The organism is Streptomyces sp. NPDC057424 (assembly GCF_042803315.1).
Classification (GTDB): Bacteria; Actinomycetota; Actinomycetes; order Streptomycetales; family Streptomycetaceae; genus Streptomyces.
This window is the reverse complement of record NZ_JBHVCP010000019.1, coordinates 63,590-86,834: the sequence shown is the minus strand read 5'-3', so window position 1 is coordinate 86,834 and position 23,245 is coordinate 63,590. Positions and strand designations below refer to the sequence as shown.

The 23,245-nt window shown below is 71.2% G+C and carries 20 protein-coding genes and 2 pseudogenes; 13 read left to right on the top strand and 9 right to left on the bottom strand.

Annotation, left to right across the window (positions count from 1 at the left end):
• Positions 1-35 precede the first annotated feature (35 nt).
• Positions 36-395 carry a cupin domain-containing protein gene (locus tag ACFU3E_RS17925; protein ID WP_384158478.1) on the top strand — a complete coding sequence of 120 codons (360 nt, stop codon included), beginning with the start codon at positions 36-38 and terminating at the stop codon, positions 393-395.
• Positions 396-426: 31 nt separating this feature from the next.
• On the opposite strand, the gene ACFU3E_RS17920 is transcribed toward ACFU3E_RS17925, so the two are convergent.
• A complete protein-coding gene (locus ACFU3E_RS17920; protein ID WP_384158475.1) occupies positions 427-1,404 on the bottom strand; it encodes an NAD(P)-dependent alcohol dehydrogenase in 978 nt (325 codons plus the stop codon).
• A gap of 191 nt (positions 1,405-1,595) precedes the next feature.
• Between ACFU3E_RS17920 and ACFU3E_RS17915 the strand changes: the two genes are divergently transcribed.
• Complete coding sequence (locus tag ACFU3E_RS17915; RefSeq protein WP_384158472.1) at positions 1,596-2,300, top strand: SDR family oxidoreductase; 705 nt, start codon at positions 1,596-1,598, stop codon at positions 2,298-2,300.
• Here ACFU3E_RS17915 and ACFU3E_RS17910 read toward each other — a convergent pair whose 3' ends face one another.
• Together ACFU3E_RS17910 and ACFU3E_RS17905 are read right to left on the bottom strand one after the other, a co-directional pair.
• A complete protein-coding gene (locus ACFU3E_RS17910) occupies positions 2,301-3,659 on the bottom strand; it encodes a VWA domain-containing protein (protein ID WP_384158470.1) in 1,359 nt (452 codons plus the stop codon). It lies immediately after the preceding gene.
• Positions 3,656-4,201, bottom strand: a pseudogene (locus ACFU3E_RS17905) (AAA family ATPase); the annotation flags it as partial. The gene ACFU3E_RS17910 and the pseudogene ACFU3E_RS17905, both read right to left, overlap by 4 nt.
• A gap of 2 nt (positions 4,202-4,203) precedes the next feature.
• On the opposite strand from ACFU3E_RS17905, the pseudogene ACFU3E_RS17900 reads away from it, so the two are divergent.
• Positions 4,204-4,365 (top strand): annotated as a pseudogene (locus ACFU3E_RS17900) (TetR family transcriptional regulator); the annotation flags it as partial.
• A 62-nt stretch (positions 4,366-4,427) separates the two neighbouring features.
• On the opposite strand, the gene ACFU3E_RS17895 reads toward ACFU3E_RS17900, so the two are convergent.
• The 6 genes from ACFU3E_RS17895 to rhaI all read right to left on the bottom strand — a co-directional run bounded on the left by ACFU3E_RS17895 (position 4,428) and on the right by rhaI (position 12,122).
• A complete protein-coding gene (locus ACFU3E_RS17895) occupies positions 4,428-5,075 on the bottom strand; it encodes a lactate utilization protein C (protein ID WP_384158467.1) in 648 nt (215 codons plus the stop codon).
• Positions 5,072-6,550: a LutB/LldF family L-lactate oxidation iron-sulfur protein gene (locus ACFU3E_RS17890; RefSeq protein WP_384158464.1), complete on the bottom strand. Its 1,479-nt coding sequence runs from the start codon at positions 6,548-6,550 to the stop codon at positions 5,072-5,074. The genes ACFU3E_RS17895 and ACFU3E_RS17890 overlap by 4 nt, the downstream gene beginning before the upstream one ends.
• Positions 6,547-7,302 carry a (Fe-S)-binding protein gene (locus ACFU3E_RS17885; RefSeq protein ID WP_384158461.1) on the bottom strand — a complete coding sequence of 252 codons (756 nt, stop codon included), beginning with the start codon at positions 7,300-7,302 and terminating at the stop codon, positions 6,547-6,549. Before ACFU3E_RS17885 ends, ACFU3E_RS17890 begins: the two co-directional genes overlap by 4 nt.
• Before the next feature lie 70 nt (positions 7,303-7,372).
• Positions 7,373-8,821: a rhamnulokinase family protein gene (locus ACFU3E_RS17880; protein ID WP_384158458.1), complete on the bottom strand. Its 1,449-nt coding sequence runs from the start codon at positions 8,819-8,821 to the stop codon at positions 7,373-7,375.
• A complete protein-coding gene (locus ACFU3E_RS17875; RefSeq protein WP_384158455.1) occupies positions 8,818-10,857 on the bottom strand; it encodes a bifunctional aldolase/short-chain dehydrogenase in 2,040 nt (679 codons plus the stop codon). Before ACFU3E_RS17875 ends, ACFU3E_RS17880 begins: the two co-directional genes overlap by 4 nt.
• A 104-nt stretch (positions 10,858-10,961) precedes the next feature.
• Positions 10,962-12,122, bottom strand: coding sequence for an L-rhamnose isomerase (rhaI, locus tag ACFU3E_RS17870; RefSeq protein WP_384158452.1), 1,161 nt, complete (start codon positions 12,120-12,122; stop codon positions 10,962-10,964).
• A gap of 261 nt (positions 12,123-12,383) precedes the next feature.
• On the opposite strand from rhaI, the gene ACFU3E_RS17865 reads away from it, so the two are divergent.
• The 10 genes from ACFU3E_RS17865 (at position 12,384) to sigJ (ending at position 23,233) form a co-directional block, all read left to right on the top strand.
• Entirely contained in the window at positions 12,384-13,901 is a 1,518-nt protein-coding gene (locus tag ACFU3E_RS17865) for a sugar ABC transporter ATP-binding protein (RefSeq protein ID WP_384158449.1), read from the top strand.
• Complete coding sequence (locus ACFU3E_RS17860; protein ID WP_384158446.1) at positions 13,898-14,938, top strand: ABC transporter permease; 1,041 nt, start codon at positions 13,898-13,900, stop codon at positions 14,936-14,938. The genes ACFU3E_RS17865 and ACFU3E_RS17860 overlap by 4 nt, the downstream gene beginning before the upstream one ends.
• Positions 14,931-15,941: an ABC transporter permease gene (locus tag ACFU3E_RS17855; protein ID WP_384158443.1), complete on the top strand. Its 1,011-nt coding sequence runs from the start codon at positions 14,931-14,933 to the stop codon at positions 15,939-15,941. The genes ACFU3E_RS17860 and ACFU3E_RS17855 overlap by 8 nt, the downstream gene beginning before the upstream one ends.
• A 30-nt stretch (positions 15,942-15,971) precedes the next feature.
• Complete coding sequence (gene rhaS, locus ACFU3E_RS17850; protein ID WP_384158440.1) at positions 15,972-17,054, top strand: rhamnose ABC transporter substrate-binding protein; 1,083 nt, start codon at positions 15,972-15,974, stop codon at positions 17,052-17,054.
• A gap of 51 nt (positions 17,055-17,105) precedes the next feature.
• A complete protein-coding gene (locus ACFU3E_RS17845; RefSeq protein ID WP_384158437.1) occupies positions 17,106-17,426 on the top strand; it encodes an L-rhamnose mutarotase in 321 nt (106 codons plus the stop codon).
• Between the two features lie 126 nt (positions 17,427-17,552).
• The gene (locus tag ACFU3E_RS17840; protein ID WP_384158434.1) at positions 17,553-18,983 is read left to right on the top strand and encodes a BNR repeat-containing protein; all 1,431 of its coding nucleotides are present in this window, start codon (positions 17,553-17,555) and stop codon (positions 18,981-18,983) included.
• Between the two features lie 83 nt (positions 18,984-19,066).
• On the top strand, positions 19,067-20,092 hold the full coding sequence (locus tag ACFU3E_RS17835) for a LacI family DNA-binding transcriptional regulator (protein ID WP_384158431.1): 1,026 nt from the start codon (positions 19,067-19,069) through the stop codon (positions 20,090-20,092).
• 108 nt (positions 20,093-20,200) lie between these two features.
• Positions 20,201-21,502: an alpha/beta fold hydrolase gene (locus tag ACFU3E_RS17830; RefSeq protein WP_384158427.1), complete on the top strand. Its 1,302-nt coding sequence runs from the start codon at positions 20,201-20,203 to the stop codon at positions 21,500-21,502.
• A 62-nt stretch (positions 21,503-21,564) separates the two neighbouring features.
• Positions 21,565-22,299 (top strand): PIG-L deacetylase family protein, encoded by a 735-nt coding sequence (locus ACFU3E_RS17825; RefSeq protein WP_384158425.1) that lies wholly within the window; start codon positions 21,565-21,567, stop codon positions 22,297-22,299.
• Between the two features lie 22 nt (positions 22,300-22,321).
• Positions 22,322-23,233, top strand: a complete 912-nt coding sequence (gene sigJ, locus ACFU3E_RS17820; protein WP_384158422.1) for an RNA polymerase sigma factor SigJ — start codon at positions 22,322-22,324, stop codon at positions 23,231-23,233.
• The last annotated feature ends 12 nt before the right edge of the window (positions 23,234-23,245 follow it).

Sequence of the window (23,245 nt, the reverse complement as noted above, 5' to 3'; positions counted from 1 at the left end):
CGATGGAAGGACATCCCTCACCGAGGAGGAGCGTCATGCTTGAAGTGAAGACGCTCGACAAGCCGGACGAGCGGCGCGACTACCCCCGGGGCCACATGGAAGCCGTCCACATGACGGGACTGGACTTCGCCGTGGCGGCGTTCGAACCCGGCTGGCGCTGGTCCGAGTCCGTGGCTCCGATCGCCGGTACCGACAGTTGCCGGATCCACCACAACGGCTACGTCGTATCGGGCCGTATGCACCTCCGCATGGACGACGGCGCGGAAAGCGAGGTGGGGCCCGGTGACGTGTTCGTCTGCTCGCCCGGGCACGACGCCTGGGTCGTGGGCGACGAGCCGTGCGTGGTGTACGACTTCGCGGGCGGCATGGCCAAGGAGTACGCCAAGAAGGACTAGCTTGATCTTTGACCTGCGCGCCGGTGGCGCGTCACACGGTGACGACCACCTTCGCCCGCGCGTGTTCCACCTCCAGGTACCGGATCGCCTCGGCCGCCTCGTCGAGCGGATACGTCCGCTCGACGACCGGGGAGATCTTCCCGGCCTCGGCCAGTTCCCGCAGCGCCGCCAGGTTCGCCTTGTTCTGCCGTGCTGAGATCTCCAGCAGCCGCTGGCCCCGTGCGAAGGGCGCCACGACCTGCCGCTTGAGGAAGAGTCCCATCGGTCCCACGACGCTGCCGCCCTCGTACACGCCTCCGCCGGACAGGGCGAGGACCCCGGTGGGGGAGAGGACGCGCCGGAGCGCCCCGAGCGGGTGGTTGCCGACCAGGTCCAGTACGACGTCGTACCGCCGCCCGCCCCGGGTGAAGTCCTCCCGCGTGTAGTCGATGACGTGGTCCGCGCCGAGTGAGCGGACCAGGTCCGCGTTCCGCGTGCTGCACACGGCCGTCACCTCCGCGCCGTACGCCTTGCCGAGCTGCACGGCGAACGTGCCCACTCCGCCCGACGCCCCGTTCACCAGGACCGCCTGGCCCGGCCGCACCCGGGCGACGTCCCGCAGGCCGATGAGGGCGGTGTTCCCCGCCAGAGGCATGGCCGCGGCCTCCTCGAAGGTGAGGTTGGCGGGCTTGGGGCCCACCTCGGCGTCCCGCGCGCAGACGTACTCGGCGAAGGTGCCGTCGGCCTCCCCGTACACCTCGTCCCCGGGCTCGAGTCCCGTGACGCCGGCGCCCAGCGCCTCGACCCGGCCCGCGAAGTCCCGGCCCCGCACCGGCGTCCTGGGCCGGCGCAGCCCCATCGTGCCGCGGCCGATCAGCGGGTCACCGCGCATGAAGTGCCAGTCGTAGGCGTTGACCGAGGCCGCGTGCACCCGCACCAGCACCTCACCGGCGCCCGGCGCCGGTCTGTCGACGTCCCTGAACTCCAGCGTGTCCGCCGAGCCGTACCGGTCCTGCACCACTGCCTTCATGGGACCCCCCTCCGCTCACGGCGAGCGTAGGGAACCCTCCTCGCCCGGGGCATCGGGGACGAACCCTGATTCATCCCGGGTTCGCGTGTCCCGGAACGGCCCTCTCCTTGCCCATGGAAACCGATCGGTTTACACTTCCCGTCATGAGAAACCGATCGGTTTCCATGATGAGAAACGTGAAGGAGACTCCCATGACCGCCATCGAAGGTTCCGTCGCCCTGGTCACCGGCGGCAGCCGGGGCATCGGCCGCGCCCTGGTCGCGGCCCTGTACGAGCGGGGCGCGACGAAGGTGTACGCCACCGCCCGCGACCCGCGCACCGTGACGCACCCCGACGCCGTGCCGCTCGCCCTGGAGGTGACCGACCCCGCGTCCGTCGCCGCGGCCGCCGAGCAGGCGCAGGACGTCACCCTGCTGATCAACAACGCCGGTACCTCGGTGAACGCGAGCTTCCTCGACTCACCCGTCGAGGACGTGCGCCGCGAGTTCGAGACGAACTTCTACGGGCCGCTCCTGGTGACCCGGGCCTTCGTCCCCGTCATCGAGCGCAACGGCGGCGGCCACATCCTCAACGTCCACTCCGTACTGTCCTGGATCGGCCTCGCCGGCTCCTACAGTGCGTCCAAAGCCGCCTTCTGGTCGCAGACCAACTCGCTGCGCCTCGATCTGAAGCCGCGCGGCATCGACGTCACCGGCCTCCATGTCGGCTACGTGGACACGGACATGACCGCCGGAGTCGACGCCCCCAAGTCCACGGCCGAGAGTGTCGCGGCCCAGGCCCTCGACGGCATCACGTCCGGTGCCTACGAGGTCCTGGCCGACGACATCACGCGGCAGGTCAAGGCCGGGCTGGCGGCCGACCCGGCCGCCCTCTACCCGCAGCTCACCGCCGCCTGATCACACCGGCAGCAGCCGCGCCACCAGTGCGCTCAACTGCCGGGCGTTGCGGCACTCGTGCATCTCGACCAGCTCGGCGTAGGCGGGCGCGACGGAGTCGCCCGTGCCCCAGCGGGAGCGCTGCTCGGGGTTCAGCCAGTGGACCCGGCGCGCCCGTGCTGCGATCTGCCGTACGGCCCGCAGGTTCGGGTCGCTCCGGTTCGTACAGGCGTCACCGAGGACGAACACGGTCGTGCGCGAACCGACCGCGTCCGCGTGGCGCTCCGCGAACTCGCCCAGCGCCATGCCGTAGTCGCTGCCGCCGTGATGGCCCGTGACCGCCGCCTCCGTCTGGATGCGGGAGCCCAGCCCTTCCGGGTCGGCCCTGCCGTGCTCCAGCAGCCCGGTCACCTCGTCGATCCGGTTGACGAAGGCGAACACGCGCACCTTGCTGAACTGGTCGTGCACCGCCTGCACCAGCAGCATCGTGAAGTCCGAGAAGCCGGAGACCGACCCCGACACATCGCACAGCAGCACCAGTTCGGGGCGGGCGGGACGCCGCCTGCGCAGCACCGGCTTCATCGGCACTCCGCCCGTCGACAGCGAACCGCGCAGGGTCCGCCGCAGATCGATCGTGCCCCGGGAGGTGCGCCGGCGCCGGGCCGCCAGCCGGGTCGCGAGCTTGCGGGCCAGTGGCTGAACCGTCCTGCGCAGCTCGGCCAGCCGGTCCTTCCCGGCGAACAGGAAGTCGACCCGGTCGGCGGTCGGGGCCACCGCCCGCCGGGCGATCTCGTCCCGGTCGCGCCGCTCGGCGACCCGCCGCCGCGCCTCCGCGGCCACCAGGGCGCGGAAGGTGTCGATGCGCCGCCGGATCTCGTCCTCCAGCAGCCGGTCCGTGAATCCCGCACTCCCGTCCCGCCCCCGGACGTCGTCGCGCACCCGGGCCAGCAACGTCTGCGGCCGCAGCCGTTCGAGCGCCTGGTACGACGACCAGCCGTCCGACTCCGGCGAGGAACCGTAGCCACCGAAACCGTCGACCGCCTCGGCCGCCAGCCGGCCCAGCATCCCCTGGTCGTCGGCCGCCAGGGCGTCGGCCAGCCGGTCCCGCAGGTCCTCCCGCCCCGCCGCCCGCTGCTCCGGGCCGCCGGCTCCGCGCGGGAAGTAGAGGTCGAAGACCGGGTCGAACACCTGCCGTTGCCCGGGCCCGTGCAGCAGCGTCGCCGCGAGCCCCTCGCGCAGCAGTTCCCGGTCCGCGAGGCCGAGTTCCCCGACCGCCCGCGCCGCGTCGACGCTCTCGCCGGTACCGATCCGCACGCCGTGCGCGCGCAGGGCCCCGACCAGGGACGTCAGCCGCTCGGTGACGCCCGCCGGCGTCGTCACAGGGTGTCCAGGTCGAGCTTGGCGGACGCCTTGAGGACGTCGTCCTGGTGCTTGAGGAGCACTCCGAGCGTGGCCCGCACGACCGTCTCGTCCAGCGAGCCGGCGCCGAGTGCGAGCAGGGTGTGCGCCCAGGCGACGGTCTCGGCGACCGACGGCACCTTGCGCAGGTCCATCGCCCGCAGCGCGCCCACGACCCGGACGACCGAGCGTGCCAGCGCCTCGTCGAGGCCCGGCACCTTCAGCCGTACGATCCTGCGCTCCAGCTCCTCCTCCGGGAACCCGATGTGGAGGAAGAGGCAGCGGCGGCGCAGCGCCTCGGACAGCTCCCGGCTCGCGTTGGAGGTGAGGACGACGAAGGGGCGGCGCGCCGCCGTGATGGTGCCGAGCTCGGGGACGGTCACCTGGAAGTCGCTGAGCACCTCCAGCAGCAGGCCCTCCACCTCGACGTCGGCCTTGTCCGTCTCGTCGATCAGCAGCACCTTCGGGTCGTCACCCCGGATGGCGGTCAGCAGGGGCCGCGTGAGCAGGAACTCCTCGCTGAAGTCGCGAGGGCGTCTCCCTCGGTGTCGAGACGCTGTGCCGGAGCGCCGGGGTCTCGAAGCGGTCCATGTACCAGCTCTTCGCGAGCAAGGGCGAGGTCCTCGCGGCGAGCCTGAACCGGCGGCTCCCGGTGTACGAGGAGCGGCTGGCGCCCGGCCCGCGGGAGGCGGTGCCCTGCGCGTCGACGGCGGTTACGTCGAGATCCTGCCCTGAGCCGACGATCGCCCGTCAGACGCCGCCCACCAGGATCACCTCCAGCGTGCGCGGACCGTGCACCCCCTCGACCCGGTCCAGCTCGATGTCACTGGTCGCCGACGGCCCGGAGATGAACGTCAACGGGCGCGCCGGGTCGAGGCGTTCGAGTCCCTGAGGCACGGAGGAGACCACCTGGTCCGGCACCCGTACGACGCAGATGTGGTGGTCGGGGACGAGGGTGATGCGGCGACGGCCCTGGTCGGGTGAGCCGTCCAGCACGATGGTGCCGGTCTCGGCGATCGCGACCGCACAGGCAGTCACCACACTGTCCACCAGGTCGAGTTCACCCGGAGTGCTCTCGGCCCGGTCCGCCACCCGTGGGACACCGGTCGCCGCCAGCCACCCCTCGTCCAGCCCGGGCGGCACCAGCACCGAAGCCGCACCGCGCTGCTCCAGCAGCCCCGCGATCAGGCCGGCCAGCCCGCCGCTGTCCGTGCGGTGCACGATCGCCCGGTAGTCCGCCAGGTTCCCGGCGAGCAGTTCCACCGTCTCCGGGACACTCCGCTCCCCGTGCTCGCGCACATAGTCACGCGGCACCGCCTGCTCGTACGGCGCGTCGTCCCGTGGTACGTCCGTCAGTGCGCGCCGCACCCGCCCCAGGATCCGTTCCCTGCTGTTCACTCGTCCCCGTCCTTCCCGCCGCGCGTGCGCTGCCACCAGTCCCGGAACGGCTCGGCGGGCACCGGCGGCAGGTCCCGGGTCCCGCTCCAGGCCCGGCCGGGCCCGGGCAGCGTACGGGGATGGAAGCGGCGCGTCCGCGAGGCGGCGCGCTGGCCGGTGCGCAGCGCGCCCGGGTGCGTGAACGCCCAGCGGGCCGCGCGCATCGCCGCCCGCTCGGCGGCATGCCCCTTCGCGGGCCGCAGCACCACCTTGTTGCCCTCCCGCGTGACCTCGCCGCCTTCCACGACGCGCTCCCGCAGATGCACCAGCACCTCGGGGATGTCGATGGCGACCGGGCACACCTCGTAACACGCCCCGCACAGCGACGATGCGTACGGCAGTGACGCGTCGATCTCGCTGCCTGTGCCCCGCAGTTGGGGACTGAGGATCGCGCCGATCGGCCCCGGGTACACCGAGCCGTAGGCGTGGCCGCCGGCCCGCTCGTACACCGGGCACACGTTGAGGCAGGCCGAGCAGCGGATGCAGCGCAGCGCCTGCCGGCCGACCTCGTCGGCGAGGGTGTCGGTGCGGCCGTTGTCCAGCAGCACCAGGTGGAAGGTGCCCGGGCCGTCCTGGTCGGTCGTGCCGGTCCACGTCGACGTGTAGGGGTTCATGCGCTCGGCCGTGGAGGAGCGGGGGAGGGTCTGCAGGAACACCTCCAGGTCCCGCCACGTCGGCACGATCTTCTCGATGCCGACGACCGAGATCAGCGTCTCGGGCAGCGTCAGACACATCCGGCCGTTGCCCTCGGACTCCACGACGACCAGGGTCCCCGTCTCGGCGACCATGAAGTTGGCGCCGGAGATGCCGACCTTGGCCCGCAGGAACTTCTCCCGCAGGTGCAGCCGGGCGGCCTCGGCGAGTTCGGCCGGTGTGTCGGTCAGGCCCTCGGGCGCGGGGCGGCCCCACTCGCTCATCTCCCGGGCGAAGATGTCCCGGATCTCGCCCCGGTTGCGGTGGATGGCGGGGACGAGGATGTGCGAGGGCCGGTCCTTGCCCAACTGCACGATCAGCTCGGCGAGATCGGTCTCGTAGGCGTGGATGCCCTCGGCCTCCAGCGCCTCGTTGAGCCCGATCTCCTGCGTGGCCATCGACTTGACCTTGACGACCTCGGACTCGCCGGTCATCTTCACGAGCTGGGTGACGATCTCGTTGGCCTCGTCCGCGTCGGCGGCCCAGTGCACGACGCCCCCCGCGGCCGTGACCGACTGCTCCAACTGCACGAGGTAGCGGTCGAGATGGCGCAGCGTGTGGTCCTTGATCCGCTTGCCCGCCTCGCGCAGCTCGGCCCAGTCGGACACCTCCGTGACGGCGTTGGCCCGCTTGGCGCGGATGGTGTGTGTGGCGTGCCGCAGATTGCCGCGCAGGGTCGCGTTGCCCACGGCCTCCCGTGCGGCCTCCGGAAACGCCGGCATGCCGAGATACGTCCCGCTCATACGGCCGGTTCCTCCTCCGTGCTCGCCAGGATCTCCGCGATGTGCACCGGCCGCATGCCGGTCCGCAGCCGGGCCATCGTCCCGCCGATGTGCATCAGGCAGGAGTTGTCGGCCGCGCACAGCACCTCGGCGCCCGTCGACTCGGCGTTGCGCACCTTGTCGGCTCCCATGGCCGCCGAGACGTCGGCGTTCTTCAGCGCGAAGGTGCCGCCGAAGCCGCAGCACTCGTCCGCCCCCGGCAGTTCGACGAGCTCCAGCCCCTTCACGGCCTGCAGCAGCCGCCGCGGCCGCTCGCCGAGTCCGAGTCCGCGCAGCCCGTGGCAGGTCGGGTGGTAGGTCACCTTGTGCGGGTAGGACGCCCCGACGTCCGTCACGCCCAGTACGTCGACCAGGAACTCCGTGAGCTCGTACGTCTTGGGCACCACCGGCGCCAGCGTGGCCGCGAGGGCGTCGCCACGCCCCTCGGCCCGGGCCCGCTCACCCATCCGCGGATACAGTTCCCGCACCATCGCCCCGCACGACCCGGACGGTGTCACGATCGCGTCGTACTCGCCGAAGACATCGGAGAAATGCCGGGCGAGCGGCTCGGCCTCATGGCGGTATCCGGTGTTGTAGTGGGCCTGCCCGCAGCAGGTCTGCGCCATCGGGAAGTCCACGTCGATGCCCAGCCTGGTCAGCAGTTTCACCACGGCTCGCCCGGTGTCCGGATAGAGCGTGTCGTTGACACAGGTCAGGAACAGGGCGACACGCATCGCGGCTCCTAGTGGTCGATCATCGGATGAGTGCAGCGTAGTGCGGGGACAAGGCGCGGGGGAGGCCCCGTCACTGCCCGGCGAGCCGGGCCTGCGCGGCGTGCCACCGCTCGGTCCCGCCCCGGGGCTCGTACCGGGTGAGCGGCTGCGTGTTCACGAGCAGCCGCCGCATCCCGGCCAGGTCACCGACCAGTCCGTGCGCCCGCGCCTGCACGAGCACGTTCCCCAGCGCAGCGGCCTCGGTGGGCCCGGCCACCACGGGCAGCCCGCAGGCGTCGGCGGTGAGCTGGCACAGCAGGGCGTTGCGCGTGCCGCCCCCGACCACATGCACGACGTCGACCGCGTGCCCGGCGAGCCGCTGGGCGTCCGCGACGGCCTTCCGGTGTGCGAGGGCCAGGGAGTCGAGGATGCAGCGCGTCACCTCGGCCGGCGACGCGGGTACGGGCTGCCCCGAGGACCGGCACGCCTCGGCGATCCGCTCCGGCATCCGTCCCGGCGCGAGGAACGCCGCGTCGCCCGCGTCCACGACCGACCGCAGCGCCTCCACCTTGGACGCCTCCAGCAGCAACGCGCCGAGATCCGGGTCGCCCCAGGTCCGTACGCACTCCTGGAGCAGCCAGAGTCCCATGATGTTCCGCAGGTAGCGGACCGTGCCGTCCAGTCCCAGCTCGTTGGTGAAGTTGGCCGCCCGGCTCTCCTCGGTCAGCACCGGCGCGTCCAGCTCCAGCCCGGCCAGGGACCAGGTGCCGGTGCAGATGTACGCGAACCGCTCACCCGACGCGGGGACGGCGGCGACCGCCGAGGCGGTGTCGTGGGACCCGACGGCCGTCACCGGCACGGGACCGGCGAGCCCGGTCTCCTCCAGCACCTCGCCGCGCAGCAGCCCCGCCGGATCGCCGGGCTGCCTCAGCGGTGCGAACAGGCCCAGGTCGATGCCGAGCCGGGAGGCGATGTCGTACGACCAGTCGCGCGTCCGGGGGTCGATCAGCTGGGTCGTGGACGCGTTGGTCAGCTCCGTGCCCTGCTCGCCGGTCAGCCAGTACGTCAGCAGGTCCGGCACCAGCAACAGCCGCCGGGCCTGGGCGAGCTGGGCCGTGGAACGGGCGGCGGTGAGCTGGTACAGGGTGTTGAACGGCGCGTACTGCAACCCGGTCGCGGCGTACAGCTCACCGGCGGGCACGGACGCCCACACCTTCTCCGCGACACCCTCCGTCCGGGAGTCCCGGTAGTGCACGGGATTGCCGAGCAGCGCCCCGTCCGCATCCAGCAGCCCGTAGTCGACGGCCCAGCTGTCGATGCCGACGGAGTCGACCTGCCCGGCCGCCTTCAGCCCCTCCAGCACGCCCGCGTACAGCCCGAGCACGTCCCAGCGCAGCCCCTCGGGCACCCGCACCGGCCGGTTCGGGAAGCGGTGGGCCTCGCTGAGCTCCAGGGAGTCCGGGCCGACGCGGCCGACCATGACGCGCCCGCTGGACGCGCCGAGGTCGACCGCGGCGTACGACTTCACGACCGCGCTCATCGCAGGAAGGCGGCCGCGACGCCGGCGTCGACCGGGATGTGCAGACCGGTCGTGTGGGTGAGCTCCCCGCCGGTCAGCGCGAACACCGCATTGGCGACATGCTCCGGGAGCACCTCGCGCTTGAGGATGGTCCGCTGGGCGTAGAACTCACCCAGCTTCTCCTCCTCCACCCCGTACACGGCGGCCCGCTTGGCACCCCACCCGCCGGCGAAGATCCCCGACCCGCGCACGACGCCGTCCGGGTTGATCCCGTTGACCCGGATGCCGTGCTCGCCCAGCTCGGCGGCGAGCAGCCGCACCTGGTGCGCCTGGTCGGCCTTGGTGGCGGAGTAGGCGATGTTGTTGGGGCCGGCGAACACGGCGTTCTTTGAAGCGATGTAGACGATGTCACCGCCCAGCTCCTGGGCGATCATCACCCGGGCCGCTTCCCGCGACACGAGGAACGAGCCGCGCGCCATGATGTCGTGCTGGAGGTCCCAGTCCCCGGCGGAGGTCTCCAGCAGCGGCTTGGAGACCGAGATGCCCGCGTTGTTGACGACGAGATCCACCCCGCCGAAGGCCAGCACGGCCGCCCGGAACGCCTCGGCGATCTGCTCCTCGGACGTGACGTCCACCGTCACCGCGACGGCCTTGTCCGGCCCGCCCAGTTCCTCGGCGACGGCCTCGGCGTTCTCCGCGTTGAGATCGGCGACGACCACGCACGCCCCCTCGGCCACGAGCCGGTGCGCGATGGCCTTCCCGATCCCGCTCCCGGCACCCGTCACCAGCGCCACCCGGGTCGCCAGCGCCTTGGGCTTCGGCATCCGCTGGAGCTTGGCCTCTTCCAGCGCCCAGTACTCGATCCGGAACTTCTCGGACTCCTCGATCGGCGCGTAGGCGGACACCGCCTCGGCGCCCCGCATGACGTTGATGGCGTTGACGTAGAACTCGCCGGCGACCCGGGCGGTCTGTTTGTCCTTGCCGAAGGAGAACATGCCCACCCCCGGCACCAGCACGATCGCCGGGTCGGCGCCGCGCATGGCGGGGGAATCGGGCAGGGCGTGCCGCTGGTAGTAGGCGGCGTACTCCTCGCGGTACCCGGCGTGCAGCTCCTTCAGCCGGGCGATCGCCTCGTCGAGCGGAGCGCTCGGCGGCAGGTCCAGCACCAGCGGCCGCACCTTGGTCCGCAGGAAGTGGTCCGGGCAGGAGGTCCCGAGCGCGGCCAGCCGCGGGTGCTCCGCGCTCGCGAGGAAGCCGAGCACGACCTCGGAGTCGTCGAAGTGCCCGACCTGGGGCCGGTCCTGCGAGGCGACGGCCCGGACGTACGGGGCGAGCGCGGCGGCCCGCTCCCGCCGCTCACCGGCACTCAGCGGGGCGTACCCCTCGATCACCGGCCCGAAGGGCTCGGCCTTCCCCCGCTCGGCGAGGAACTGCTCGGCGGTCCGGATGATGTGCAGCGAGTTCCGCTCGCACTCCTCGGACGTGTCGCCCCAGGCGGTGATCCCGTGCCCGCCGAGAACGCACCCGACGGCCTGCGGATTGGCCTGCTTCACGGCGGCGATGTCCAGCCCCAGCTGGAACCCCGGACGCCGCCACGGCACCCACACCACGCTGTCCCCGAAGCACTCGGTGGTCAGCTTCTCCCCGTCGGCGGCACAGGCGAGCGCGATCCCCGAGTCCGGGTGCAGATGATCGACGTGCGCGGCCTCGACCAGCCCGTGCATGGCGGTGTCGATGGACGGGGCGGCCCCGCCCTTGCCGTGCAGGCAGTAGTCGAACGCGGCGACCATCTCGTCCTCGCGCTCGACCCCCGGATACACGTCGACGAGCGCCCGCATCCGGTCCAGCCGCAGCACGGCCAGCCCGGCCTCGGTCAGCGTTCCGAGGTCACCGCCGGACCCCTTGACCCACATCAGCTCGACGTCCCCGCCGGTGACGGGGTCGGTCTCGGTGCCCTTGGCGGAGGCGTTGCCGCCGGCGTAGTTGGTGTTGCGGGGGTCGGAGCCGAGCCGATGCGACCGGGCCAGCAGGGCGGCAGCTTCGGGATGGGTAGCCATGAACAGTTCCTTTGCGACGGAGGGTGTATTTCAGGGGCGCGGGGACCTGCGCGACCAGCCACAACCGGCCCGCAGCCCGAAATCAAACAGAGGCCGGCAGACGCTCACGCCCCCCAACCGGCCTGCTGCCCGCCGACCCGCTCAGCGACGATCCGCTCGCCCCACCCGGACCGCCGGTACGCCGCGATGGGGTCGGGGTCCAGCCCCATCTCCTCCCGCACCTCCCGCAGCAACGGCCGCACATCCGTGTTGTACGCGTCCATCAGCACGGCATTGGCCTCCAGCACATCACCGCTGCGCTGTGCCGCGCCCAACGCGTCACCATCGACCAGCAGCGCCTTCGCCGTGGCCTCCTGCACGTTCATCACCGACCGGATGATCGCCGGGATCTTCGCCTCGATGTTGTGGCACTGGTCGAGCATGAACGCGACCTCGGGTGAGAACCCACCGCCCCGCACGACCTCGTACATGATCCGGAACAACTGGAACGGGTCGGCGGCCCCGACCATCAGGTCGTCGTCCGCGTAGAACCGCGAGTTGAAGTCGAATCCTCCGAGCTTCTTCTCGCGCAGCAGCGTCGCCACGATGAACTCGATGTTGGTCCCCGGCGCGTGATGCCCCGTGTCGACGACGACCTGCGCCTTCGGTCCGAGCTTCAGGCAGTGCGCGTAGGCGGTGCCCCAGTCCGGTACGTCCGTCGTGTAGAACGCCGGCTCGAAGAACTTGTACTCCAGCAGCATCCGCTGCCCGTCCCCGAGCCGTTCGTAGACCTCGGCCAGCCCCTCGGCCAGCCGGTCCTGCCGCCCCCGGATGTCGTCCTGCCCGGGATAGTTCGTCCCGTCGGCGAACCACAGCTTCAGATCCGCCGAGCCCGTCGCATCCATGATGTCGACGCACTCCAGCAGATGGTCGACGGCCTTCCGCCGCACGGAAGCCTCCGGATGGCAGATGCTCCCGAGCCTGTAGTCGTCGTCCTGGAAGGTGTTGGAGTTGATCGCCCCGAGCTTCACCCCGCGCTGGTCGGCGTGCTTGGCCAGGGCCGCGTAGTCGTCGACCTTGTCCCACGGGATGTGCAGGGCCACCGTCGGCGCGACTCCGGTGAACTCGTGCACCTTCGCCGCGTCGTCCAGCTTCTCGAACGGGGTGCGCGGCACGCCCTGCTGCGCGAACACCTTGAACCGTGTGCCCGAGTTCCCGTACGCCCACGACGGCGTCTCGACGGCCTGTGTCTTGAGAGCGGCCTTCGCCGCGGCGAGCTCGGTCACGTCAGACTCCTGTGACATCGGGTCGTAACGACCACTGAATGAAACGATTCAGGACGCGAAGCTATGGGCCCCCCGAAGGGGTGTCAAGCCCTCCGGTCCAGACGGTTTCCCGTGACCCACGCGTGACCTTCTGTCCTCGAAACTTTTTCGACCGGAACCCATTGACGTGACATGCGCGGCCCGCCTAACGTCCCGGCAACCCAGTTGAAACCTTTCACGACGCCGAGAGGGCCGACCCGCCGGCGTCGTCGAGGAGCCCTCATGACCCACCCGTCCACCACGGGTCCGGCCCCGGTTCTCGCGCTGAGGGACGTCTCCAAGTCCTTCGGGGCGGTCCGCGCACTGCGGGACGTCTCCCTGGAGCTGTTCCCCGGGGAGGTGCACGCACTCGCCGGTGAGAACGGTGCCGGCAAGTCCACCCTCATCAAGACGCTCGCCGGGGTGCACCGCCCGGACGCCGGCCAGGTGCTGCTCGACGGTGCGCCCGTCGCCTTCCACGGACCCGGCGACGCCCGTGACGCCGGCATCGCCGTCATCTACCAGGAGCCCACGCTCTTCCCCGACCTGTCGATCGCCGAGAACATCTACATGGGCCGCCAGCCGCGCCGCGCCCTCGGCCGGATCGACCACCGGGCCACCCACAACGCGACCGCCGCCCTCATGCAGCGCCTCGGTGTCGAACTCGACCCCGACCGGCCCGCCCGCGGCCTGTCCATCGCCGACCAGCAGATCGTCGAGATCGCCAAGGCCCTCTCCTTCGACGCCCGCGTCCTGATCATGGACGAGCCGACCGCCGCGCTCACCGGCAGCGAGGTCGCCCGCCTCTTCGGCGTCGTCCGCACCCTTCGCGAGCAGGGCGCCGCCGTGCTGTTCATCTCCCACCGGCTGGAGGAGATCTTCGAGATCTGCCGGCGGGTCACCACCCTGCGCGACGGCGCCTGGATCGCCAGTGAGCCGCTGGACGGCATGACCGAGGACGACCTCGTGCGCCGCATGGTCGGGCGCGACCTCGACGAGCTCTACCCCAAGCAGGACGTGCAGCCGGGCGAGGTCGCCCTGAGCGTGCGCCGGCTGACCCGCGAGGGCGTCTTCACCGATGTCTCCTTCGACGTCCGGCACGGCGAGATCGTCGGCCTGGCCGGACTCGTCGGCGCCGGGCGCACCGAGGTCGCCCGGGCCCTGTTCGGCATCGACCGCTGGGACGCCGGCGAGGTCTCCGTCCACGGCAAGGCCCTGGTCAACGGCGCGCCGTCCGCCGCCATGGCCGCCGGACTCGCCCTGGTCCCCGAGGACCGGCGCGCCCAGGGCCTGGTGATGGACATGTCCATCGAGCGGAACATCGGGCTCACCGGCCTGCGCACGACCGTCAGGGCCGGGCTGGTGGACCGGGGCGCCGAGCGCAGCCGTTCCCTCGACTGGGCCGTCAAGCTCCAGGTCAAGTACGCCCGGATCGCCGACACCGTCAACACGCTCTCCGGCGGCAACCAGCAGAAGGTCGTGCTCGCCAAGTGGCTCGCCACCGGTCCCAAGGTGCTGATCGTCGACGAGCCGACCCGGGGGATCGACGTCGGCACCAAGGCCGAGGTGCACCGGCTGCTGTCGCAACTGACCGCCGACGGGGTGGCCGTTCTGATGATCTCCTCCGACCTGCCCGAGATCCTCGGCATGGCCGACCGCGTGCTGGTGATGCACGAGGGCCGCCTCACCGCAGAGATCCCACGCTCCGACGCCACCGAGGAAACCGTGATGGCCGCAGCCACCGGGAGGGCCGCCGCATGACGGTCGTCACTCCGCAAGAAGCCCCCGTGGCCGATGCGCCCACGTCGAGCGGCACCCGCCTGGTCGACCGTGTCTTCAAGATGCGCGAACTCGCCATCCTGCTCGTCTTCCTGGTGATGATCGGCGTCACCCAGGCCGGCAACAGCGCGTTCCTGTCCGAGCAGGGCATCAAGGACCTGCTGCTGAACGCGACCATCCTGGTGCTCGTCGCCACCGGCCAGTCCCTCGTCGTCATCACCCGCAATGTCGACCTGTCCGTCGGCTCCACGCTCGGCATCAGCGCCTTCGCCGCCGGCCTCTACCTCCAGGACGGCGGCAACCCGGTCGTCGCGATCGCCCTGGCGGTGCTGCTCGGCATCGGCTTCGGACTGCTCAACGGACTGCTCGTCAGCCTCGGCCAGGTGCCCGCGCTCGTCGTCACCCTCGGCACGCTCTACATCATCCGCGGCATCGACTCCATCTGGGTCGGCTCCCGCCAGATCACCGCGGCCGATCTGCCCGGCGGATTCGTCGACTTCGGCTCCGGCGGCATCTCGGCGGTGCCGTACCTTGCGCTGATCGCGCTGGCGGTCCTCATCGCCACCGCCTACTACCTCAAGCACTTCGCCAGCGGCCGCGAGCTGTACGCGCTCGGCTCCAACCCCGAGGCAGCCCGACTCGCCGGCATCCCCGTCCGCAAGCGGATCCTCGCCGCGTACACCTTCTGCGGCGCCCTCGCCGGACTCGCCGGCGCGATGTACCTCGCCCGGTTCGGCAACGTCGACTCCGGCACCGGCTACGGCTACGAACTGACCGTCGTCAGCGCGGTGGTGGTCGGCGGCGTGGTCTTCACCGGCGGCTCCGGCAGTGTCTACGGCGCGGCCCTCGGAGCGCTGCTGCTGACCTCCGTCAACAGTGTGCTGCCCGCCCTCGGCGTCAGCTCCGTCTGGGTGCTCGCGATCAACGGCATCCTGCTCATCCTCGCCATCGCGGTCGACCGGGTCGTCGCGCTGCGCGTGGCCTCCGCCCTGAAGAAGAGGAACGCCCGCCATGGCTGACATCTCCCTGAGCCGAGGGGTCCGCTGGTCCGCCGTGAAAAGGTGGGACACCGCGGTCGGCGCCCTGCTCGTCGTGGTCCTGCTGTTCTCCTTCGGGTTCGTCGACGGGTTCGGCAACGCGCTCAACCTGTCGTTCCTGATCGGCAACACGCTGCCGATCGCGCTGATCGCCCTGCCGATGACGCTGCTGGTCGTCTCCGGGGAGATCGACCTGTCGGTAGCGTCCACGGCGGGTCTGTCCGGTGCCGTGATGGGCGCCCTGTGGAACCAGGGCATGGCCATCGAGACGATCATCCCGATCTGCCTGCTCCTCGGTGTGGTGTGCGGGCTGGTCAACGGCCTGCTGGTGACCAGGCTGGGGCTGCCGTCCCTCGCCGTGACCATCGGCACCCTCGCCGCCTACCGGGGCATCGCGCAGATCGTGCTCGGGTCCGACGCGGTGACCGATTTCCCGGCCCCGTACCTGGACTTCGCGGCCGGGCGCATCGGCGACACCTTCATCCCCTACGCCTTCCTGCCGTTCCTCGTCCTGCTCGCCATCGCCGTGGTCGCGCTGCACGCCACACCGTTCGGGAGGTCGCTGTTCGCGATCGGCGCGAGTGAGGAGGCCGCCCGCTTCGCCGGCGTCCGGGTCAAGCGGCAGAAGCTGATCCTGTTCACCCTGACCGGCCTGATGGCCTCCCTGACCGGCATCTTCTGGGCGCTGCACTACGCCAGCGCCCGCTACGACAACGCCACCGGCCTCGAACTGTCCGTCGTGGCCGCCGTACTGCTCGGCGGAATCGACTTCGACGGCGGCAAGGGCACGCTGGGCGGCGCGATCGCCGGGGTGTTCCTCCTCGGCGCGCTGCAGAACGTGATGAGCCTGCAGGACGTGTCCGCCCAGTCCCAGATCGTCGTCACCGGGGTCCTGCTCGTTCTGTCCGTGCTCGGCCCCCGGGTCGTACGGCAGATCTCCACAGCGCGGGCGGGCCGCAGAGCCGCCTCGACTCCCACCTCGTAACCCAGCCCTTCCTCGTAAAGGACCATCGCCATGCGCAAGTCAACCCTCCGCCGCAGCTGCGCGGCTCTCGCCACCGCCACCTCCCTCGCGCTCGCGCTCACCGCCTGCGGCGGCACCACCAAGAAGGACGTCGCCGACGAGGGCGCTTCCGCCGCCACCGCCGGCAAGGCCGACCCGAACGCCGAACTGAAGAAGGGGCTCACCGTCGGGTTCCTGCCCAAGCAGGTCAACAACCCCTACTTCACCAGCGCCGACAAGGGCGGCGAGAAGGCGCTGAAGGAGCTGGGTTCCAGCTACAAGGAGGTCGGCCCGTCCAGCGCGACCGACACCGCCGGGCAGGTCTCCTACGTCAACACCCTCACCCAGCAGCAGGTCGACGCGATGGCCGTGTCCGCGCAGGACCCCGGTGCGCTGTGCACCGCCCTCAAGCAGGCCATGAAGAACGACATCAAGGTCGTCACCTACGACTCCGACACCACGCCCGACTGCCGCAACGCCTTCGTCTCGCAGGCCTCCGCCGAGGACCTGGGCCGTACCGAGGTGCAGCTGCTCGCCAAGCAGATCGGCTACAAGGGCGAGATCGCGATCCTGTCCGCCGCGCAGACCGCGACGAACCAGAACACCTGGATCGACTTCATGAAGGACGAGCTGAAGAAGCCCGAGTACAAGAACATGAAGCTGGTGAAGACCGCGTACGGCAACGACGACGCCCAGCAGTCCTTCCAGCAGACCCAGGGCCTGCTCCAGGAGTACCCGAACCTGAAGGGGATCATCTCCCCGACCACCGTCGGCATCAAGGCCGCCGCCCAGTACCTGTCGGGTTCCAAGTACAAGGGCAAGGTCAAGCTGACCGGTCTCGGAACCCCGAACGACATGCGCAAGTACGTCAAGAACGGCACCGTCGAGGCGTTCGAGCTGTGGGACCCGGCCAAGCTCGGCGAGCTGGCCGCCCGGACCGCCGTCGCCCTGTCCTCCGGGCAGATCACCGGCAAGGAGGGCGAGACGTTCAAGGCCGGCTCCATGGGTGAGTACACCATCGGCAAGGACGGCGTGATCAGCCTGGGGAAGCCGACCGTGTTCGATGCGAAGAACATCGACCAGTTCAACTTCTGACCGGTATGTAATCGCGTTCCGATCGCCTTCTGATCAGAGAAAGGACTGTTGATGCAGCGCGTGTGCTTCCTGCTGAAGGTCCGGGCGGACCGTCTCGCCGAGTACCGAGAGCGGCACGCCGCGGTATGGCCCGAGATGCTCCAGGCGCTCTCGGAGACCGGCTGGCACAACTACTCGCTCTTCCTGCGCGAGGACGGACTGCTCGTCGGTTACCTGGAGACCGAGGACTTCGCCGCCGCCCAGGCCGGAATGGAAGCCACCGACGTCAATGCCCGCTGGCAGGCGGAGATGGCGCCGTTCTTCGAGTCGCTGGACGGCGCCCGGCCCGACGAGGCCATGAAGCCGCTCACCGAGGTGTTCCACCTCGCCTGATCCCCCCGGCGCGGGGGACACCTCGATTCGCGCCACCCCCGGAGCTTCGCGCGTTCCCCCGGCCTGAGGCACATCCCGCTGGACCCCCACCCTTCCCCACCTCACACGACAACGGAGTCCCCTGAGATGAAGAGACGCACACTGCTGGGCGCCGCCCTCGCCGGTGCCGTGGTGACCCCCGCCCTCGGCTCCGGCACCGCCCGGGCCGCGGACCCGGGCCCCTCGGTCACCCCGACCGGCGGCACCCTGCTCGACTCCCAGGCCATCTTCTTCGTCTCCTACGACGGCCTGGTCAACAACAACGCGTTCCAGAAGAACGGCCTGCTGACCTACAAGGGCTACCAGTACGCCGTGTGGTACACCGCCGACCGCAACGCCGTCGTCGGCCGCCGCAAGTTCCCCTCGAGCACCTGGCAGACCGTCAAGGTCGGCCACACCCTGCGGTACAACGACTCCCACAACGTCATCTCCATGGGCATCTCCGAGGTCGACGGCCGGCTGCACCTCAACATGGACTCCCACAGCGACGGCTTCACCTACGTCAAGTCGGTGGCCGGCCTCATGGACAACCCGGACGGGATGAGCTGGACCGCGAGCCGCTTCGGCGCTCCCCAGTCCACCCTCGACGGGCTCGCGCTCACCTCGCAGTTCACCTACCCGCAGTTCATCTCGACACCGGAGGGCAAGCTCCAGCTCAGCTACCGCGTGGCCGTCTCCGGCAACGGCCGCAACGCGCTGGCGGAGTACGACGGCACGTCCTGGAGGAACCTCGGCGAGTGGAGCAGCTCCACCGGCACCTACAGCAGCGAGCACGGCTCCTCGACGGCCCGCAACATGTACCTGCACGGCATCGACTACGACAGGAACGGCCGCCTGCACTCCTTCTTCACCTGGCGCGAGCAGAACGGCGCCGTGATGTGCAACAGGGGCGGCATCACCAACCACGACACCGGCTACGTCTACTCGGACGACCGCGGCCGTACCTGGCGCAACAACGCGGGCACCGTCGTCGGCACCACCGGCACCTCCGACCGGGTCTCCGTCACCGACGCCGGCCTGGTCGTGGACCCGCTCAACCCGGACCACTCGCTGATGAACCAGGAGGCCCAGTTCACCGACTCGGCCGGTCTGCCGCACGCCATCATCAGCTACGTCCCCGGCCGCTTCGGCCAGTGCACGACGAACTACGTCGCCAACCGCACCGCCAACGGCCGTGCCTTCCACGTCCGCAAGAACTCCTCCGGCGCCTGGCAGAAGACCGAGATACCGGTGCCGCTCAACTCCAGCCAGCGCACCAAGCTCATCCTCGACAAGTACGACAACGCGTACGCGATCTTCCCCTTCTGCCGGATCGCCGGAGCCTCCAAGGCGTCCGGGTACACCGACTGGACGGTCCTGTACGACGGCGTCGCCGCCGGGCTGAACGCCTTCGGCGAGGTCGTGATCGACGAGATGCGGATCGCGCAGGACAACTTCCTGTCGGTCATGTACCAGGAGAAGTCCAGCGGTACCACGCCCTCGGCGCTCCGCTCGCTGAACTTCCGGCTGCCCGCCTGACCACGACCGCCCGGGGCGGCGTGCCGGTAGTGTGATGCCGCCCCGGCCGCCGCCCCCCGTCTCCCTCTGGAGGTCCCTGCCCGATGGCCCAGTCGGTGGGTATCAAGGACGTCGCCCGCGTCGCCGGAGTCTCCGTCGGCACGGTCTCGAACGTGATCAACCGCCCGGATACGGTCGCCACCGAGACCCGGGCCCGCGTGCTGTCCGCGATAGACCGGCTCGGCTACGTCCGCAGCGAGTCGGCGCGCCAGCTGCGCGCCGGCCGCAGCCGCATCATGGGGCTGCTCGTCCTCGACATGGGCAACCCCTTCTTCGTCGACGTGGCGCGCGGCGCCGAGCGCGCCGCCCGCCGGGCCGGACTCGGCGTGATGGTCTGCAACAGCGCCCAGAACCCGGGCGAGGAGGCCGAGTACCTGTCGCTCTTCGCCGAGCAGCGGGTACGGGGCGTGCTCCTCACCCCCGCCGACGCGACCGGCCGCAACATCGAGGCGTTCCGGCGGCACGGCATCCCGTTCGTCCTGGTCGACCGGGTCGCCGAGGGCACCACCGAGTGCTCGGTCTCCGTCGACGACGTGGCGGGCGGCGCCCTCGCGGTACGCCACCTCGTCGACGCCGGGCACCGCTCCCTCGCCTACGTCAGCGGCCCGCCGGGCCTCAACCAGGTACGCGACCGCCGTATCGGCGCCCTCGAAGCGCTCGCCGAGGCCGGGCTCGGCCCCGACGCGCTGCGCGAGCTGCCCACCGAGCGGCTGGACGTCGCCGCCGGGCGGGACGCAGGGGCCCGGCTGCTCGGCCTCGCCGACCGGCCCACCGCCGTGTTCTGCGCCAACGACCTGCTCGCCCTCGGCGTCCTGCAGGCCATGTACGCGGCCGGTGTCGGCGTCCCCGACGACCTCGCCATCGTCGGCTACGACGACATCGAGTTCGCCGCCGCGGCGGCCGTCCCGCTCACCTCGGTGCGGCAGCCCGCCGTCACCATGGGCGCCATGGCCGCCGACCTGCTCCTGGAGGAGACGGAGGAGGACGGCGCGGCCCGGCCGCACGAGCACCGCAGGGTCGTCCTCCAGCCCGAGCTGGTGGTCCGCCGCTCCAGTCTGTCCGCGCGCTGAGCCTGAACGGCCGTTCAGCAAGGTTTCATGATCGAAGGGCTCACCCGTCGACGATTGCTGTGATGAACTGGGACGCGGTCCGAAAGTCCGTCCGTCCCGGGAGCCCTGTTGACCATCAGCTACCGCCAGCCCGGAGTCGTCCTCACCGACCGCCGCTTCACCGTCCCCCTCGACCACGACCGTCCCGAGGGCGAGACGATCGAGCTGTACGCCCGCGAGGTCGTCGCGAGCGACAAGGCGCACCAGGACCTGCCGTGGCTGCTCTACCTCCAGGGCGGGCCCGGCTTCGGCGCGGACCGGTCGGTCGGCAGGCCCGGCTGGCTCGGCAGGGCCCTGAAGGAGTACCGCGTCCTGCTCCTCGACCAGCGCGGCACCGGCCACAGCACACCCGCCAACCGCCAGACCCTCCCGCTGCGCGGCGGGCCGGCCGAGCAGGCCCACTACCTCACGCGCTTCCGCGCCGACTCGATCGTCCGCGACGGCGAGGCCATCCGCGCCGAGGTCACCGGCGGCGCCCCCTGGACCGTCCTCGGCCAGAGCTTCGGCGGCTTCTGCGCCACCAGCTACCTGTCCCTCGCCCCCGAGGGCCTGGCCACCGCCGTGATCACCGGCGGGCTGCCCTCCCTGGACGCGCACGCCGACGACGTCTACCGGGCCGCCTTCCCGCGCATCGAACGCAAGGTCACCGCCCACTACGTTCGCTACCCGCAGGACGCCGAACGCGCCCGCCGCATCGCCGACCACCTGCTCACGCACGACGTGGTCCTGCCGAACGGCTACCGGCTCACCGTCGAGGCGTTCCAGTCCCTCGGTATCGTCCTCGGCACCGGCGACGGCACCCACCGCCTGCACTACCTCCTGGAGAACGCCTTCGTCCGCACCCCGCAGGGCTTCACGCTCTCCGACGCGTTCCAGGAGCAGGTGCAGGCCATGCTGTCCTACGCCCGCCACCCGCTGTACGCCCTGATCCACGAGTCGATCTACGGCCAGGACGCCCGGCCCACCGCCTGGTCGGCCGAGCGGGTCCGCGCCGAGTTCCCGCAGTTCGACGCCGCCAAGGCCCTCGCGGGTGACGAGCCCCTGCTGTTCACGGGAGAATCGATTCATCCGTGGATGTTCGACTGCGACCCGGCCCTGCGCCCGCTGCGCGAGACCGCCGACCTGCTCGCCGCCCGCACCGACTGGACCCCCCTGTACGACCCGGCCCGCCTCGCCGCCAACGAGGTACCGGTCGTGGCGGCCGTCTACCACGACGACATGTACGTCGACACGGCCCACTCCCTGCGCACCGCCCGCACCATCCGCGGCTTGCGCACCTGGATCACGGACGAGTTCGAGCACGACGGCATCCGCACCGGCGGCCCCCGCGTCCTCGACCGGCTGCTCGCGCTCGTGCGGGACGAGGCGTGATGCCGAGGCCTATGCCGTGCCGTGTGCCCGGTGCTGCCGGTGGCGCGGAATAGTCTGCGGACATGACGACCACTCGACTGCAGCCCATGCCCGGCGACTGGAGGCGTGCCCTCGCGGTCGTGGCGCACCCGGACGACCTCGAGTACGGCTGCTCAGCGGCGGTCGCGGCCTGGACCGACGAGGGCCGCGAGGTCGCCTACGTGCTCGCGACCCGGGGCGAGGCGGGCATCGACACGATCGAACCCGAGCGGTGCGGGCCGCTGCGGGAGCGGGAGCAGCGGGCGAGCGCGGCGGTGGTCGGCGTCTCGGAGGTGGAGTTCCTCGACCACAGGGACGGGGTCGTCGAGTACGGCACCGGCCTGCGCCGCGACATCGCCGCCGCGATCCGCCGGCACCGGCCCGAGCTGGTCATCACGCTCAACCACCGCGACACCTGGGGCGGCGTCGCCTGGAACACCCCGGACCACGTGGCCGTCGGCCGGGCCACGCTCGACGCGGCCGGCGACGCCGGCAACCGGTGGATCTTCCCCGAGCTCGTCGAGCAGGGCCTCGACCCCTGGGACGGGGTGCGCTGGGTAGCCGTCGCGGGTTCCAGCAGCCCCACCCACGCCGTCGACGCGACAGCCGGCCTGGAGCGCGCGGTGGCCTCGCTGCTGGAACACCGCAGCTACATCGAGGTGTTGACCGACGAGGATCCGGAGACCTACGTCCGCCGCTTCCTGACCGGGCACGCCGAGGCCATGGGAGAGCGGTTCGGGGGCAGGCCGGCGGTGGCGTTCGAGCTCTTCGGCAGATGACCGGCAGACGACGGGGGAGACCATGACACGCAGCGAGGAACTGGCTGACCGGTTCGAGGAGCACCGCGGCCATCTGAAGGCGGTGGCCTACCGCATGCTCGGATCGCTCTCCGAGGCGGAGGACGCCGTCCAGGAGGCATGGCTGAAGCTCGGCCGCACCGACGCGGACGACATCCGGAACCTCGGCGGCTGGCTCACCACGGTGACCGGCCGGGTCTGCCTGGACCTGCTGCGCTCGCGCGCCGCTCGCCGCGAGGAGCCGATGGGCGACACCCAGGACACCGTGCGGGCCTTCGTCCCGGACCCCGTGCTGCGGCCCCTTGCGCACCTCGACCCGGCGGAGGAGGTGCTCCAGGCCGACTCCGTGGGCCTGGCCCTGCTCGTCGTGCTGGAGAACCTGGCACCCGACGAGCGGCTCACCTTCGTGCTGCACGACATGTTCGCCGTGCCGTTCGACGACATCGCGCCGATCGTGGAGCGCAGCCCGGTCGCGACCCGTCAGCTGGCGAGCCGCGCCCGGCGCCGGGTGCGCGGCGCCACGCCGTCCGCCGAGCCGGACCTCGGCCGGCAGAAGCAGGTGCTCGACGCCTTCCTGGCCGCCTCGCGCGGCGGTGACTTCGAGGCGCTGCTCGAACTGCTGCACCCGGACGTGGTGCTGCGGGCCGACTCGGGAGCGCTCGTGCGGGGCGCGGCCGTGTCCAAGGTCGTCCAGGGTGCGAAGACGGTGGCGGAGCAGGCGCTCCTGTTCGCCCGGTACGCGCAGGCCGCTCAGCTGGTGCTGGTCAACGGCTCGGTCGGGGTGGTCGACGCGTCCGGGGGCCGCGTCCGGTCGGTCATGGGCGTCACGATCGCCGACGGCCGGATCACCGGCATGTACATCCTGGCCGACCCTCAGCGGCTGGAGCGCCTGGAGGCACCCGGGCCGGCGGTGTGACGGGAACTCACC

Coding starts and splice junctions, on each gene's coding strand:
- ACFU3E_RS17890 (WP_384158464.1), bottom strand. CDS start 6,550: ATGAGCGGGACGTATCTCGGCATGCCGGCGTTTCCGGAGGCCGCACGG.
- ACFU3E_RS17875 (WP_384158455.1), bottom strand. CDS start 10,857: ATGGCTACCCATCCCGAAGCTGCCGCCCTGCTGGCCCGGTCGCATCGG.
- ACFU3E_RS17915 (WP_384158472.1), top strand. CDS start 1,596: ATGACCGCCATCGAAGGTTCCGTCGCCCTGGTCACCGGCGGCAGCCGG.
- ACFU3E_RS17880 (WP_384158458.1), bottom strand. CDS start 8,821: ATGAGCGCGGTCGTGAAGTCGTACGCCGCGGTCGACCTCGGCGCGTCC.
- ACFU3E_RS17855 (WP_384158443.1), top strand. CDS start 14,931: ATGGCTGACATCTCCCTGAGCCGAGGGGTCCGCTGGTCCGCCGTGAAA.
- ACFU3E_RS17925 (WP_384158478.1), top strand. CDS start 36: ATGCTTGAAGTGAAGACGCTCGACAAGCCGGACGAGCGGCGCGACTAC.
- ACFU3E_RS17860 (WP_384158446.1), top strand. CDS start 13,898: ATGACGGTCGTCACTCCGCAAGAAGCCCCCGTGGCCGATGCGCCCACG.
- ACFU3E_RS17865 (WP_384158449.1), top strand. CDS start 12,384: ATGACCCACCCGTCCACCACGGGTCCGGCCCCGGTTCTCGCGCTGAGG.
- ACFU3E_RS17885 (WP_384158461.1), bottom strand. CDS start 7,302: ATGCGTGTCGCCCTGTTCCTGACCTGTGTCAACGACACGCTCTATCCG.
- ACFU3E_RS17835 (WP_384158431.1), top strand. CDS start 19,067: ATGGCCCAGTCGGTGGGTATCAAGGACGTCGCCCGCGTCGCCGGAGTC.
- rhaS (WP_384158440.1), top strand. CDS start 15,972: ATGCGCAAGTCAACCCTCCGCCGCAGCTGCGCGGCTCTCGCCACCGCC.
- sigJ (WP_384158422.1), top strand. CDS start 22,322: ATGACACGCAGCGAGGAACTGGCTGACCGGTTCGAGGAGCACCGCGGC.
- ACFU3E_RS17825 (WP_384158425.1), top strand. CDS start 21,565: ATGACGACCACTCGACTGCAGCCCATGCCCGGCGACTGGAGGCGTGCC.
- ACFU3E_RS17845 (WP_384158437.1), top strand. CDS start 17,106: ATGCAGCGCGTGTGCTTCCTGCTGAAGGTCCGGGCGGACCGTCTCGCC.
- ACFU3E_RS17920 (WP_384158475.1), bottom strand. CDS start 1,404: ATGAAGGCAGTGGTGCAGGACCGGTACGGCTCGGCGGACACGCTGGAG.
- ACFU3E_RS17840 (WP_384158434.1), top strand. CDS start 17,553: ATGAAGAGACGCACACTGCTGGGCGCCGCCCTCGCCGGTGCCGTGGTG.